This window comes from Shewanella sp. 4_MG-2023 (assembly GCF_030548015.1).
Taxonomy (GTDB): domain Bacteria; phylum Pseudomonadota; class Gammaproteobacteria; order Enterobacterales; family Shewanellaceae; genus Shewanella.
The window spans coordinates 14,534-28,312 of record NZ_JAUORL010000005.1 but is presented as its reverse complement, the minus strand read 5'-3'; the positions used below and the strand labels follow the sequence as shown (position 1 = coordinate 28,312).

The window sequence follows — 13,779 nt, the reverse complement described above, 5'->3', positions numbered from 1 at the left end:
TATCCATAGAAACCCTACAAAGGTCAAGTGATTAATGCTGATTAAGACAAAAAGCCGACAAGTGCTTTGTCGGCTTTAGTATCTTCAGTGTAATTAGCTAGATAACAAGTTATTATCGTCTAAAAATCAGACGCTTCGCTTATTATCTGTTAGTTCATTACAAAGGGATTTTAAAAACGATAACCTAAGGTTAAGCGAATTGAGCGACCATTACCCGAGTAATAACCGCTGCCGCCCCACTCCTCAGGAACATAATAGCCAGCACTGACATATTGCTTATCTAACAAGTTGTCAGCACGTAAACTGGCACTCCACTCATTACGGGTATAGTTAATCGCTAAATTAGCCAATACATAGCTTGATAATTTAGGGTCGATATTGGCATTATCGCCTTCCACATAACGCTCACCAGTATAAATACCTTCAGCGAAGATTTGCCACTGTTGGGCTATGTCATAACTGACGTGAGCACGGGCATTATGCTCCGCAACCCAAGAAAGCGCTTTGCCTTCGTTCTCGCCTTCGGTAAATTCAGCATCAATGTAATCATATGATGCGCCCAGCAACCAATCTGCAGCGATTTGCACATCATAAGCGGCATTAACGCCAAAACGAGTTGAAGCATCAGCATTAACGTTAGCACCGCCGCCCTGTGGACCATCAGTGCGCCCTGCGTCATATACAATTTCATCTTCCAAATCTAAACGGTAAAGGTTTAATTTGAAGGTTTGTGTTGTAGTGGTCCAGTCCCAACCTGCTTCATATGAGCGGCCGGTTTGTGGATCAAGACCAAGGGTGGTAATTGGGGTATAGGCTTGCTCATCCACTTTGGCAAAACGGAAATTATCATTGGCGCGAATATAAAAACGATGCGCAAGGCTTGGACGATAATTTAACCCTAACTCAAATGCATGGGCATCATTATCAAGCTCAACACCATTTGCGTATGATAATTGATCTGTTAAGTCATCTGTCACTTCACTGTAACGCCCACCAACTACATAGGATAATGACTGCGTTAATGGCACTGAGGCTTGCACATAAGCACTGGTCACTTTCTGTTCATTATTACGTTGAATGTAAGCAGTATCAAAATCGGCCTCACCGATACTTAAATCAACCCCAGCAATAATGTCTAAATCACCATTATCTAGCTGATAATTTGCTGTGGCTTTGGGTGAAAAGCTTAATAAACTTCGCTCGATACGCCCAGCACTGCCCCAAATAAAGTTAGTGGTTAGAGTATCAGAGTAAGTTAAATCAGTGGCCAAAGCCCATTCTTTAGTTAATTGGTACTCATAGCCACTGCGCAGCGCTGTGGTCATTTCATGAACATAATCATCATCGGTAAAAGGTGCGGCCTGAGTTGGATCTTGCAGATACTGCTCCAGTGTTAGCGCACCAGGGGCCTGGCGATCATTATCGAAGTAGCTGGCTTCAACAAAGAAATTTTGTAAATCAGTTTGATATTGCAAACGGCCTAGAATTGAGCCGGTTTCACTGTCGTTATTATCGCGATAGTTATCACTTTGATTGTAACTGCCGGCCAAGTAATAATGCCAAGCGTCATTAATTTTGCCTGAAATATCCCCTTTAGCTTCATAAGTATCAAAGCTGCCAGCACTTAATTGCAGTCCGCCGCCGTCTTTATTAGGCGCTTTAGTGATGATGTTAATCACCCCGCCAACAGCTTGATCGCCATAAAGTACCCCAGCACTACCTGATAATATTTCCACCCGCTCAACTTGATTTAACGGCACTGCATTAATGCTAGGAGCCGCAATATCAATATTGTTTAAGCGGCGACCATCAATCAAAATTAAGGTATTGCTGGCGGCTTGAGACGCTGAAAAACCGCGCATGGCAAAAGTCGTACCTGAGTTGTTATCAGACACTTGAATACCCGCTTGAGAACGTAATAACTCCGTTAAGCTCACCGCACCACTAAGCTGAATATCAGCTTGGTCGATCACATTTACATTCGCTGCAATATTAAGAGGATTTGCATCTTGACGACCAATAACCACAATTTTTTCAACCTCTGCATTGGCAGAATTGTCTGTTGTGGTGTCAGCGTAAACAACTGAGGTTGTTGAAGCAGCTAGACCAAATACTAGGCTTAATGCTGATGCGATTTTTGTTAGATTTGTACCCATTTACCTTTAACTCCTGAAAGGAAAAATGGGGCATATTTGCCGCAGCGCATCGTACTCGTAAATTTATCTGTTAGCGATAAGCCATGATTATTTACAAGCAACGAGCTACATTTCGAGATCTGCCCACCGAAATCTCAAAATCATCTATAGGGCCGGTCTCCGGACTTAGGTTAAAGTAGCAAAGCTACTGACGAACATGAATTTTTAACGTTAAATAGCAGCTTAAATTTCACAGCTACAAGCTTTATCGCACTCAGTCCTCACCATTACCGTTGCGGGGGCAGTACTAGATTTTCACTAGTTTCCCGATTATCCCGTGTCATACACAGGCACCACTATAAATTGACGATAAATTATATAAATTTTTGATTGCTACGACTTAAAGCAGCCATATAACAAGCTGATATAGTATAACGTGCTTATGGGGATTTTTGATATAACGAAAATGAATCAATCATATTATTCAACTTATTGAAAAATAGTCTGAATAATATGATTACTCATTAATAGCTCGCTTACTGATAAGCGGATTGTTGATAAACCAATTATTGATAAAAAGAAAATTTCTAGAATCGTAACTGCTTAAAATTCGACATAAATTGACGATGATTGGTCGATTTTAATGGCGCTGAGTTTTTATTAAAAACATCGCCGCGCATAGACTTATGCATAAAGTACAAGTCTTCAACGCCTTTAATTACGGCGTAATAACCTATTTCACCTTGCTGTTTAACTGAGCCACCTTGCTGTAAAAAGTTAGCCATAACGGTACAGCCGATAATGCCGTGATACGCTTCTTGACCACCCATCTGGGTTTTTCCAAGTTGCTCATAAACCACCTCACCTTGGCAGCTGTCTTGGTAGGTGCTAGCAAAATTATTTAAAAATCGCTCAGGCTCGATATTTTCTGCCAAGCCCTCAAAGCCTTGAATACAGAATAAATCAGACCAATTATTTAAACTTTCCCCAGCAGGAACAAACTCAGCTTTATACATATTCCCTTTGCTAGAATTAAATGCCATATTCCAGCCAATAGGCAGCTCAAAAGACACACTTTTGGAAAATATTGATAACTCTCTTTTTGCAGCGTTAGTTGCATCTGCTGATTGATTGGTGGTGCTATTGAGGTAAGACTGTGACTCTTTGGCCATTACTTTATTTCCAGGGCCTAATAACAACAGCCCTGAAAATATTATTGTCGTAAAGCAAGCTTTCATACCTAATTCGTCCTTGGTATTGGTGCTGAAAGGTGAAGTTTGGTTTATTCAAAAATAAATACGGCAAACCTTGTCACCAAGTTGTTGCATTACTGTAATGTTTTAACGCTTAATCTTCAACAACATCTGCGCTATCGGCAGCATCTATTTGCTTAGCATCATCTGATAATGCATCTGCTTCATCGGTTAATGCTTCTGCAGCAATTGCATCTGCAATTGATTTAGCCTTAAGTTGTTTTTCTGTTTTACGTTTATTGCGTTCAGCTTGCGTGGTTAAAAAAGCGGGAAGCTCTTGCTTACCCCAAGCTTCAGCCTCGGCTTCTGATGCAAATCCGTCATGACTTTTAGACACAATAGTCTTAGTTGCAGTCATACGACGAGTGATTTCAGTTTTCCAAGTTGTACCAACTTGTTTTACTCTAAAATCATATTTTTTTGCTTTAGTCATTTTGGGCTTTTTCCTACAAATTTATCGCCACGCATCGCGCGTGATAATGGTTATTGAGTAATAAGATGACATCACCTGATTACTTTACTAATTGATTTGATCCAACGATCATCATTTCACATTTTAGGCAATCGAAAACCAGCTTTAAGCGGTCTTTGCCAATATCGAGCACCATTGGGTCAGCTTTAATGCCTTCAACTTCTTTAGGGCATAAATTAAAGCTGTAACGTAAGCAATGCTTAGTCACCATTAATGGTGCATCGGTTAATAGTTTGTTTTTCTCGTAAGTGTCTTCAATTTGAACCACACCGTGTTGCTCATAAAATTCACGAGACTTATCGTTTGCAACATTAGATAAAAAACTTAAATACTTTTGCGGGAAACGCGCTGACTTATCATGCTCAGCTCGCTGTGGTCGCTGGTAGCCTTTTACTCTGGCGTCATCAAAGGCGGCAATGGCATCTCGCCTTAAACCATTAATCACTGACGCTGGTAAAAACCAACGATTAGCACATTCAATCGTTAACTGCTGTAACTGATAGTCACTGTTACCCAGTTTGCCGAGCTGCGTTCGCAGGCTTGCATCTGCTTTAGCGTAATCTTTCGCCGGCTCTTTTACCCACTCAAGCTCTACTGTAACGCTATGGGCATGCTTGTCACTGATGGTCAGTGAAATGCCTTGCGGCGTATCAGCCAATACCATATCAACCGCAATGTTACGGCTAGCAGAGTCTTTTGATAGCAAAGCATCAAATTGATGATCGAAGTTTCTAAATAACTCCACACCGACTTTTAAGTCTTTCGACACATCGGTCAGATATAAAGTATTACCATCAGCGCGGTTAACCCTTAAGCCTTTGGTTTTGTTATCAGATAAACGCTGCTTTTGATAACCATCAATAAAGAAGCACAAGCCATCACCGTTATTAAACTCAACGGCTTTACCCGCTTTACTGCTATCGACTTTAATAAAATCGCGGCCAACACTGGTGATAACCCCCACTTTTTCACCAATGTACTTTGGCGAGCTAAAATGCTCAATTTGCTCAGTACGTTGATTAATAAAGTAATCTGTCTTACCGCGGTTAAAGCTTTTTTCAGGATCTGGCGTAAAAGTAAATTCGCTTCGACCATGAGACATTGACTCAAGATCGCTGCGGCGATCAATAATCGCATCTAACTGCTGGCGATAATGGGCGGTGACGTTTTTAAGATAACTAATATCTTTTAAACGGCCTTCCACTTTAAATGATGTTACGCCTGCATCAATTAATGCTTCTAAATTCTCAGTTTGGTTGTTGTCTTTTAATGACAACAAATGCTGATTTTCAGCTAACACTTCACCATCACGGGTGGATAAATCGCAAGGCAAACGGCACATTTGTGAACATTCACCACGGTTAGCACTGCGATTAGAAAACGCATGACTGATATTACATAAGCCGCTATAACTGACGCACAATGCGCCATGAACAAAGTACTCAAGCTTAAGTTGCGTACTGGCTGCAATTTCTTTAATTTGCGGTAAATTCAGCTCACGGGCTAATACCACCTGTGAAAAACCGACCTGTTCTAAAAACACTGCTTTTTCTGGGGTGCGATTATCCATTTGGGTACTCGCGTGCAGTGCAATTGGCGGTAAATCTAACTGCAACAAGCCCATATCTTGAATAATTAATGCATCCACACCTGCTTCGTATAATTCCCAAATAAGTGCCTGCGCTTTGGCAATTTCGTCATCCATTAAAATGGTATTTAACGCTACAAACACTTGAGCATGATAACGATGAGCAAACTCTGCCAGTCTGGCAATGTCTTCCACACTATTACCGGCATTATGGCGTGCACCAAATGCAGGTCCGCCAATATATACAGCATCAGCACCATGACGAATAGCTTCAATGCCGTAATCAGCATTTTTAGCGGGTGCCAGTAGTTCAAGCTGCTTTTTCTCTTGCGACTTGCTCGCTAAAGATTGAGAACCTAAAGATTGAGTATCTAGAGGCTTATCAGTGGTTTGTTGTGGGGAAAATATCTCAACAGAGCTCATAATGGGCAGTATCTTTTCAGGGTAATAATAAAAAATGCATCAAGAAGGTGAATTAAACACGGACAATAACCACGTGTCAGGCACTCTCTTGACGCACTGTTGAGCTGCTAGTTTAGCAAAAAATAACCAATATCGATGCTTTTACTTAAACAAATGCTGAATATTCTTAAAATCTGTTTTACCTTCAGCGATTTCTTGCGGGTTTAAACCTGACACTTCATGAGGAAAAACAAGCCATTCTTCAGACTCATGGATAAAATAATCCGGTTTTAAATCAACTGCGGTATTTTTTGGTTTGTAATAAGGACAAGCCACTCGAATATCTGTCGGGATATTTTTGCGCATAAATTTTTGCAATTTATCAATTAATGCATCAACACTGCGGCCAGAATCAAATACATCATCCACAATTAATAGCCCATCGTCAGCATTTGCATTTTCAATGATGTAATGTAGGCCATGAACTTTGATTTTCTTGCTTTGCTTATCAGTGCCAATACCGTAATAAGATGACGTTCTTACTGCGATATGATCGGTTTCAACATTCTTAAAATCATAAAATTCTTGCACTGCAATACCGATTGGAGCACCGCCACGCCAAATCCCCACAATAAATTGCGGTCTAAAGCCACTATCGTACACTTGTGCTGCTAATTTGAATGAGTCTTCAAGCAACTGCTGTGCGCTAATATAATGTTTCTCTGTCATTGGATAAGGCCCCTATTATTTTATTGCGGCGGATTTTATACCAATTATAGGTAACTTGTCTGTGAGGAAGAGAAATATTTATCAAATAAGCCTCAAACCGCACAATGACGACTTGGTATAAAATCACCAAAATATAATAAGTCTCAACTGCCACTCATCAAAGTGCCAGTGTAAATAGTCACAATTAAGCGGGCTATAGTGACAAAAGTGGCAAAGAGACAATAGTGACGACAGTGAGCAATTTCGGCAAGTTTGTGAAGCTTGGCAAATTCTGCTTACTGAGTCGTTATAAAAGCTAGTTTAAATTGCAGTGCTTTTTACTAAAAAGCACTAGGCCATCACAGTTTTAGCACTGACACTGCTAACGGATTCAGTCATAATCGCAGCTAACTTTATGGCAATTAAGCAAGTGCTTAAGTTGCTTGAGTTATTTAAGTTGCGTAAGCTTAATTATCTCTCGCGATATATCGCCAAAATCACCCCACTTTGTCGAGGCATACATGATAAAGATTAAACATATTGCATTCACTCTGGCTGTTGCTGCATTCACATTAACCCTAACGGGCTGTGGCAAACCTGCTGATACAACGGTTACAACTACAGAAAAAACTGCTGTTGAAACGGCTGGAGAAACTGTTGAAAAAACTGCTGTAACTCCATCTAGGTTTGTTGAAGGTCAACATTACACTCAAGTTTCTGATGCACCAGCATCAACTGAACCTAAGATTTCTGAATTTTTCTCTTTCTACTGCCATAACTGTTACAACATGGAAACCCAGTACCTGCCAGAAATTAAAGGTAACTTGAATAAAGAAATTAACTTTGAAACCAAGCACGTTGACTTTATGAACAGTGATATTGGTACTGAAGTCATGCGCGCTTTAGCCGTTATTCATGAAGTGGGTAATGCGGATGTATTAAATAAAGCCATGTTCCAAGCGATTCAAGGCGAAGGCGGACACCACGACCACAGTGCTCCAGGTCATAGCCATGACGAGCCAGAAATCAACAATCGTGACGATATCAAACAAGTGTTTGCAGCTCACGGTATCGATAGCGCCGCTTATGACAAAATTGCTGACAGCGAAGCAACTGACAAAAAGCTAGCTTTATGGCGCCAACAGCAAATCATGTACCGCGTTCAAAGCGTACCGACTTTCATCGTTAACGATAAGTATGCTATCAACATGAATGAAATGCGTACTCTTGGCGATCTAATTGACGTGATGAATTACTTAGCATTAGAAAAGAAATAAGCTACAAAGAATCATTGTCTAAGTACAATCTTTAGCGTATTAAAAAGCCCAATCATGATAATCATGCTTGGGCTTTTTTAGGTTTGTTATAACGTAAAATTGTCACTAGCCAATGGTATATAGATTGAATTAATGACTAAGAATTTCTCACCATATCAATAATATGAAACATGGCAAACACGATATGTACCATCAAGAAACCCACAAAGCCTTGGGCAAAAAGAATGTGGTATTTACGCCACATTAATGCATCACTGCTACCTTGAGTGGCAAACCATGCGATGCCGGTAATACTCACTAGCGCCATTAAAATCAGCCCTATTCCTTCAACAATACTGAAGATACCTTTGCCTCCAGAGCTCGGTAAAGTGCCCTTTTTTAACTGTTTAACTTCATCTACACATTGGGAAAAGTCTAATCTTAACCACGGAAAGAACTGACGCCAGTGGCCATTTAACAGATTCTTCAGCATAAATAACAAACCAAATATAGCTGCCACTAAGCCTAGATACACATGCAAACTGTCCCAAATACTGGCATTGGCTCTTAATTGCCGACCGATTAGGATCCATGGGCTAGTTACCACCAAAAATACGCTTAGGGTTATCACAATGACATGCAGTTTTTCGGCAATAGCACTAACCAAAGCAGATGACTTTTGACTCATGAATTTACCTTCCTTTTGCAATGATAAGCACTTAACTTATTCTCAGTCTTAAGCTCGTTAAGCGCTATGAATTTGGTCTACATAGGCATCTACTTTTTCCCAGTCGGTGTACTCAACTTGGGTATTAGGATCCGTAGGCCCTTTGGTCATCCACATGATAAAGCGAATAATATTACGATCCATTGGGCCATAACCTTGATAATCTAAATTACCACCAAACACTTCCAGTACTTTAGGTTGCCAGTCACTTTGCTTTAAAAAAGCTTGCATATACATATTGGTGTCTGGGGTGTTTTTACCCGGTTTCCTAGCAACTAAACTCACAGAGAAAAAACCATTGGGTTTACTATCAAGGACTGCTTTATTGTCGGCAGCAAATTGATAGAGTGCGGGACGGTGCTTACCATGGCGAATACTGGCACCAATAAATACTTTATCAAATGCACTGATATCAGGCGTATCTTGCAGCGCTGCTAAGGTGACTGTGTTGCCTTTAGCGATGAGCTTTTGCTGCATGTAATCGCAAATCTTACGGGTTTGACCGTGAACCGTTGAATAAATAATTAAAATGCTACTCACGTTAACCTCAATTTTAAAAAGTGTTATCTGTCATTAACTTCATCTTAATTGAATTGGCGCAACAATTACATGGATCAGATCACGACAAATTAGTCGCAACACCCATTAATAATCAAGACTTTTGGCTGGCTCACAAAATGCGGGATAAAGTCTAAGCTTCACTCACTTATGTTTTTTAATTTGTAAAAAATACAAATCGAAGTTAGCTGCTATTAGCACTACGACACCTATTCAAACTGACCACCTAAGGCACGCATATCGCTAAAGCCCAAGCGATAGCTTCCTAATAGAGAGCATTTTACACTTAGCGCTAAACGGCAAATTATGTAACTATGTGGCTAAGATTGAGAGACAAGGAAAAGTGACCTTAATGCCCGCAGTTTCAGACAAAAATCCGCAGCAATTATTATTGTGGGTGACCTTCATCATGTCGATGGTGTTTGCCGTATGGCAAGCCTTACTCAATAACTTTGTTATCGAGAAAGCGGCATTTACTGGGGCTGAAATTGGCATGCTGCAAAGTTTGCGTGAAGTACCCGGCTTTTTAGCCTTTACCGCTATATTTGTATTACTGCTAATTAGAGAGCAAACCTTCGCGCTGTTGTCACTGGCGGTATTAGCCATTGGCATTGCTATAACTGGCTTTTTCCCCAGTGTATTAGGGCTTTATATCACCACAGTTTTAATGTCGATTGGCTTTCATTATTTTGAAACCGTTAATCAATCTTTGACACTACAATGGGTCGATAAACAACACACCGCAGAGTTTTTAGGTAAAGCATTAGCGTGGCGATCTGCGGCTGCATTACTGGGTTATGGCAGTATTTGGCTGGTAATGACTTGGCTTAAACTCGATTATGTGTGGATGTATGCCATCATTGGCGGCTTAGGCTTAATTGCGGTTATCATGATGAGTCTGTATTACCCACATTTCCCTATTGCTGAGCCGCAGCACAAAAAGCTTATCTTTAGACAGCGTTACTGGCTTTACTACGCACTGACGTTTTTATCAGGCGCCAGAAGACAAATCTTTATGGTCTTTGCCGGTTTTATGATGGTGGAAAAGTTTGGCTATTCAGTCACCCAAATCACCTCACTGTTTTTAATCAATTACGTGGTTAATTTGCTATTTGCCCCAGCTATCGGCCGCTTTATTAGCCGCATAGGTGAACGTAACGCCTTAGTAATTGAGTACCTTGGATTAATTATTGTTTTTGCTAGCTACGCCGTAGTTGAACATGCCACCATAGCTGCTGCGCTGTATGTTTTTGACCATCTATTATTTGCTATGGCTATCGCCATGAAAACCTACTTTCAAAAAATTGCCGATCCTAAAGATATTGCCGCTAGTATGTCGGTAAGCTTTACCATTAATCATATTGCCGCAGTGATTATTCCGGCACTGTTAGGCATATTATGGTTAAGCTCGCCTCAATGGGTATTTATGATTGGAGTCGGCTTTGCTATATGCTCGTTAATATTGGCATTAAACATCCCGACATCTCCTGCTGCTGGCAATGAAACTAATTGGCGTTTTGTAACAAAAACATCAAAACTCAAAACACCATAAAACAATAAGAATAAACAATAAGAATAAACAATAAGAATAAACAATAAGAATAAAAAAATGGCAAACATTCAACCGCAAATCTCTGAAGCCCAAGTCTCAACTAAGGCCACAACTAAGGCCTCAACTAAAGCTTCGACTAAGCCGCTAAACTCAGCACAGGCAAACGACAACGGCGCTAAGGTTTCAGCAAGTAAAAAAGCGCTTTTGCTGGGTAAAGTACTGGGATTAGCCAGTGAAGAAGATTATCGCCCTTCCAGTGCATCCATTGCTGAGCGAGCTGAGTTTCGACTACGAAAACTACACTCTCAGCATCAGCTTAATCTGGAAACCATCTTTAAATTGGCTCTCACTTATACGCCTACAGATGTGACAGGAGAAGATTTAGACCCTGATTGGAGTTACCAGTTTTTTCAAATGGCTGAGCAAATTAATAGCCGCAGAATGCAAGATTTATGGGCACGCATTTTAGCCAGTGAAATAGTTAAACCGGGTAATTTTAGCCTAAGAACATTGGCAACCCTTAAACAACTGACCCAAAGAGAAGCCCATATTCTTGAAAAAGCCTTGGGAATGTCAGTAAAACTTAATCACGAAAGCCGTTATAAACTGCTCAGTGGCTACCGTATACATGGCGGTATCAAACAATATTTTAGAAAATCAACTCTGATGAATTTCGGGCTATCGAAATATGGTTTGCCCTATTCGAGTATATTGACCTTAATTGATGCGGGAATACTTCACAGCAGTGAATTTGAAACTGGCACCTTAGACAAAGGCGTTAAAATTCAATTAAATATGATAGACAACAAAATAGCTATTGAGCCTAATAGCAATAACTTACTATTCAGTTATTACCGTTTTACCCCCATTGGAGATGAACTCAGCCAATTGGTTCATCCTAAGGTTGATAGTGCTTTTGTAAAGGATTTAACCGCACTACTTAGCAGAGACTTTAAGGTAGAAAGTTAATAGCAGCTATATAGATGCGAGACTATTTAAAGTCTTTAGTTGAGGCGACTGTGGCTTGAACATCCGCTTGCGTCTCACCATGCTCATAAAGAGAAGAATGCTGAGCTTTATGCATCGAAAATAAAAATTGTCTGAGGGTTTCTCTTGAGTCTTCTCCGACAATAATTGTTGCTGCAATAACGCCATTGTCTGAGCGAACTTTTTTATATTCAATATCAAAACTAATTTCATGGGTAAGCACCAAGGTGCCACGCCTAGGTTTGCTTGACTCGATAATCTGCGGTGCATCTAAAGTGACGCCAGTGCTTGAAAGCGACAACACATCAATGGCTAAATTTGTATCAAAATCAATAATTCTGACATTATCTAACTCTTTCATGCGCCAGCTTCTATCTGCACCTCGGGTATCCACGACTTCAGGGATCCCCAGTTGAGACACAAATTGGCCCAGTTCATCCATTTTTAAAGAGAAAGGAAACCATAAACGGTAGTGACCAATTTCAGCTAGTAACGTCATCTGAGTTTTCCCTAACAGGCTGGCTAAAGCCTCGGGCATTTCAGTGGTCACAGCAACGGAATCAGTATCACTTTTACTAACAATAGGAGACTGCTTGGCAAAAAGTTCACTGAAACAGGCTAACTCTTCTTTGGTTAATGTTGAAGTCATTGTCAATCCTCCCTGATGTTTATACTTTAAGATAGCCTAAAAACATTAACACGCAAGCTACATTTATTCAAACATGTAGAAATGTTCAGTTTTAATAAAAACCAATAAAATTATAGGCTTTCAACATTTACCCTATACCTAGAAAGAGTTAGCCACCTACTTGAAACCAGCTCGTGATTCAACGACTTTCGAATCAATTATCTCAAGCATACTCAAGTCATCCACCCACTGTGAGTAAATCTAGCGCCAGCTATTTAGCGCCATATCATTTTCAAAATAATCTTGGGAAAAATAAATAAACCACAATTAGGTTGCGCGCAATATAATTTAGGTTTATTGTTACTCCCAGTTAAGTTGCGCACAACCTAAATTCAAGTGTGCGTATCAAGATAATGATTTTAATTATGTAATTTGGAGTAATAATGGACATCATTTATTCAGCATCAGCAAAAACTACCGGCGGGCGTGATGGACGCTCAGTATCTTCAGACAACAAACTTTCTGTTGAGTTAAGCACGCCAAAAGAATTAGGTGGCGCAGGCGGAGAAGGAACCAACCCTGAACAACTTTTTGCTGCTGGTTATTCAGCCTGTTTTATTGGCGCGATGAAATTTGTTGCGGCCCAAGATAAGAAAATACTCAGTGCTGATTTGTCAGTAGAAGCAACCGTGGGCATTGGCGCAAATACCCAAGGCGCTGGGTTTGCCATTGAGGTGGCACTTCGCATTGATTTACCAGCAATGGATAAAGTAGCAGCGCAAGCCTTAATCGAAAAAGCTCATCAAGTTTGCCCTTATTCCAATGCAACTCGCGGTAACATTCGCGTTGAGCTGTCACTGGTTTAAGCATAAACAGCTGTTGAGACTATTGCTCTAAACACTGATCAAAAAGCCCCCAAATTACTCATTTATAGCGTAATTAGGGGCTTTTTGTTTAAATGATTTAGAACTTTTCGAGTAAATTTTCAGAGAAGTCCGCTGTCGTTATTTCAAGGTTTAAATCGGCAAGTTTTGATTCGATAGCACTGATATCAGCTTGAAGTGTGGCCAGTGTCAGGGTGTTATTGTCTAACTCAAACACTTGCTTTTGAGTCGTCAAATAAAACAATAAAACCGTTAACGCATCTGGATCATTGTCCCTAGCGGCCAGTTTGATTTTAGCCAGTTTGCGATAAATTCGATTATGCAGTTGTTTTAACTTCCATACCCAGTAAATCTCTTTTAGGTATTCATGCTTCTTATAAAAGTTCATTACTAAGCTGCAGGTGAGTACCGCGAGGATAACGCCTAACAAGTTTAGGTGAAAGTGCCCAGTAGATTCACCACTGGCCACCGTTTTATTACCAAAAAATTCAATTAGCACGGTACCAAAACCGAGGGATAATAGGGTTAAACTCGCCACTAATGACACTAGAACCACATTCAAACGTTGACGATATAGCGCCTTATCAACCTTCATTAACTGCATGCAACAACCTTAAAAAAATATGATG

13 protein-coding genes and 1 riboswitch are annotated in these 13,779 nt (G+C 40.3%); of the genes, 4 read left to right on the top strand and 9 right to left on the bottom strand.

Annotated elements, in window-relative coordinates; genetic code table 11:
* Positions 1 to 170: 170 nt before the first annotated feature.
* The 5 genes from Q4546_RS03825 to Q4546_RS03805 form a co-directional block, all read right to left on the bottom strand.
* Positions 171 to 2,156, bottom strand: a complete 1,986-nt coding sequence (locus tag Q4546_RS03825; protein ID WP_303445727.1) for a TonB-dependent receptor — start codon at positions 2,154 to 2,156, stop codon at positions 171 to 173.
* A gap of 132 nt (positions 2,157 to 2,288) precedes the next feature.
* Positions 2,289 to 2,508: riboswitch (cobalamin riboswitch) on the bottom strand.
* Positions 2,509 to 2,722: 214 nt separating this feature from the next.
* Positions 2,723 to 3,307: a hypothetical protein gene (locus tag Q4546_RS03820; protein WP_133126429.1), complete on the bottom strand. Its 585-nt coding sequence runs from the start codon at positions 3,305 to 3,307 to the stop codon at positions 2,723 to 2,725.
* A gap of 175 nt (positions 3,308 to 3,482) precedes the next feature.
* Positions 3,483 to 3,821 (bottom strand): DUF3622 domain-containing protein, encoded by a 339-nt coding sequence (locus tag Q4546_RS03815; RefSeq protein ID WP_102440458.1) that lies wholly within the window; start codon positions 3,819 to 3,821, stop codon positions 3,483 to 3,485.
* A gap of 79 nt (positions 3,822 to 3,900) precedes the next feature.
* Positions 3,901 to 5,871 carry a U32 family peptidase gene (locus tag Q4546_RS03810; protein WP_102476283.1) on the bottom strand — a complete coding sequence of 657 codons (1,971 nt, stop codon included), beginning with the start codon at positions 5,869 to 5,871 and terminating at the stop codon, positions 3,901 to 3,903.
* A 141-nt stretch (positions 5,872 to 6,012) separates the two neighbouring features.
* Positions 6,013 to 6,579: a phosphoribosyltransferase gene (locus Q4546_RS03805; RefSeq protein WP_076541549.1), complete on the bottom strand. Its 567-nt coding sequence runs from the start codon at positions 6,577 to 6,579 to the stop codon at positions 6,013 to 6,015.
* 500 nt (positions 6,580 to 7,079) lie between these two features.
* Between Q4546_RS03805 and Q4546_RS03800 the strand changes: the two genes are divergently transcribed.
* Positions 7,080 to 7,835, top strand: coding sequence for a thiol:disulfide interchange protein DsbA/DsbL (locus tag Q4546_RS03800; RefSeq protein WP_303445726.1), 756 nt, complete (start codon positions 7,080 to 7,082; stop codon positions 7,833 to 7,835).
* A 136-nt stretch (positions 7,836 to 7,971) separates the two neighbouring features.
* On the opposite strand, the gene Q4546_RS03795 is transcribed toward Q4546_RS03800, so the two are convergent.
* A complete protein-coding gene (locus tag Q4546_RS03795) occupies positions 7,972 to 8,502 on the bottom strand; it encodes a cytochrome b/b6 domain-containing protein (protein WP_303445725.1) in 531 nt (176 codons plus the stop codon).
* 57 nt (positions 8,503 to 8,559) lie between these two features.
* Positions 8,560 to 9,081, bottom strand: a complete 522-nt coding sequence (gene hemG, locus Q4546_RS03790; RefSeq protein WP_303445724.1) for a menaquinone-dependent protoporphyrinogen IX dehydrogenase — start codon at positions 9,079 to 9,081, stop codon at positions 8,560 to 8,562.
* Between the two features lie 370 nt (positions 9,082 to 9,451).
* Here hemG and Q4546_RS03785 point away from each other — a divergent pair, with 370 nt between their 5' ends.
* Entirely contained in the window at positions 9,452 to 10,651 is a 1,200-nt protein-coding gene (locus Q4546_RS03785; protein WP_303445723.1) for an MFS transporter, read from the top strand.
* A 57-nt stretch (positions 10,652 to 10,708) separates the two neighbouring features.
* A complete protein-coding gene (locus tag Q4546_RS03780) occupies positions 10,709 to 11,620 on the top strand; it encodes a TIGR03899 family protein (RefSeq protein ID WP_303445722.1) in 912 nt (303 codons plus the stop codon).
* A gap of 22 nt (positions 11,621 to 11,642) precedes the next feature.
* Here Q4546_RS03780 and Q4546_RS03775 read toward each other — a convergent pair whose 3' ends face one another.
* Positions 11,643 to 12,287, bottom strand: a complete 645-nt coding sequence (locus tag Q4546_RS03775; RefSeq protein ID WP_102436156.1) for a hypothetical protein — start codon at positions 12,285 to 12,287, stop codon at positions 11,643 to 11,645.
* A 422-nt stretch (positions 12,288 to 12,709) separates the two neighbouring features.
* Between Q4546_RS03775 and Q4546_RS03770 the strand changes: the two genes are divergently transcribed.
* Positions 12,710 to 13,132, top strand: a complete 423-nt coding sequence (locus Q4546_RS03770) for an organic hydroperoxide resistance protein (protein ID WP_102436154.1) — start codon at positions 12,710 to 12,712, stop codon at positions 13,130 to 13,132.
* 97 nt (positions 13,133 to 13,229) lie between these two features.
* On the opposite strand, the gene Q4546_RS03765 is transcribed toward Q4546_RS03770, so the two are convergent.
* Entirely contained in the window at positions 13,230 to 13,754 is a 525-nt protein-coding gene (locus Q4546_RS03765; protein WP_102436152.1) for a DUF3087 domain-containing protein, read from the bottom strand.
* Positions 13,755 to 13,779: the final 25 nt, after the last annotated feature.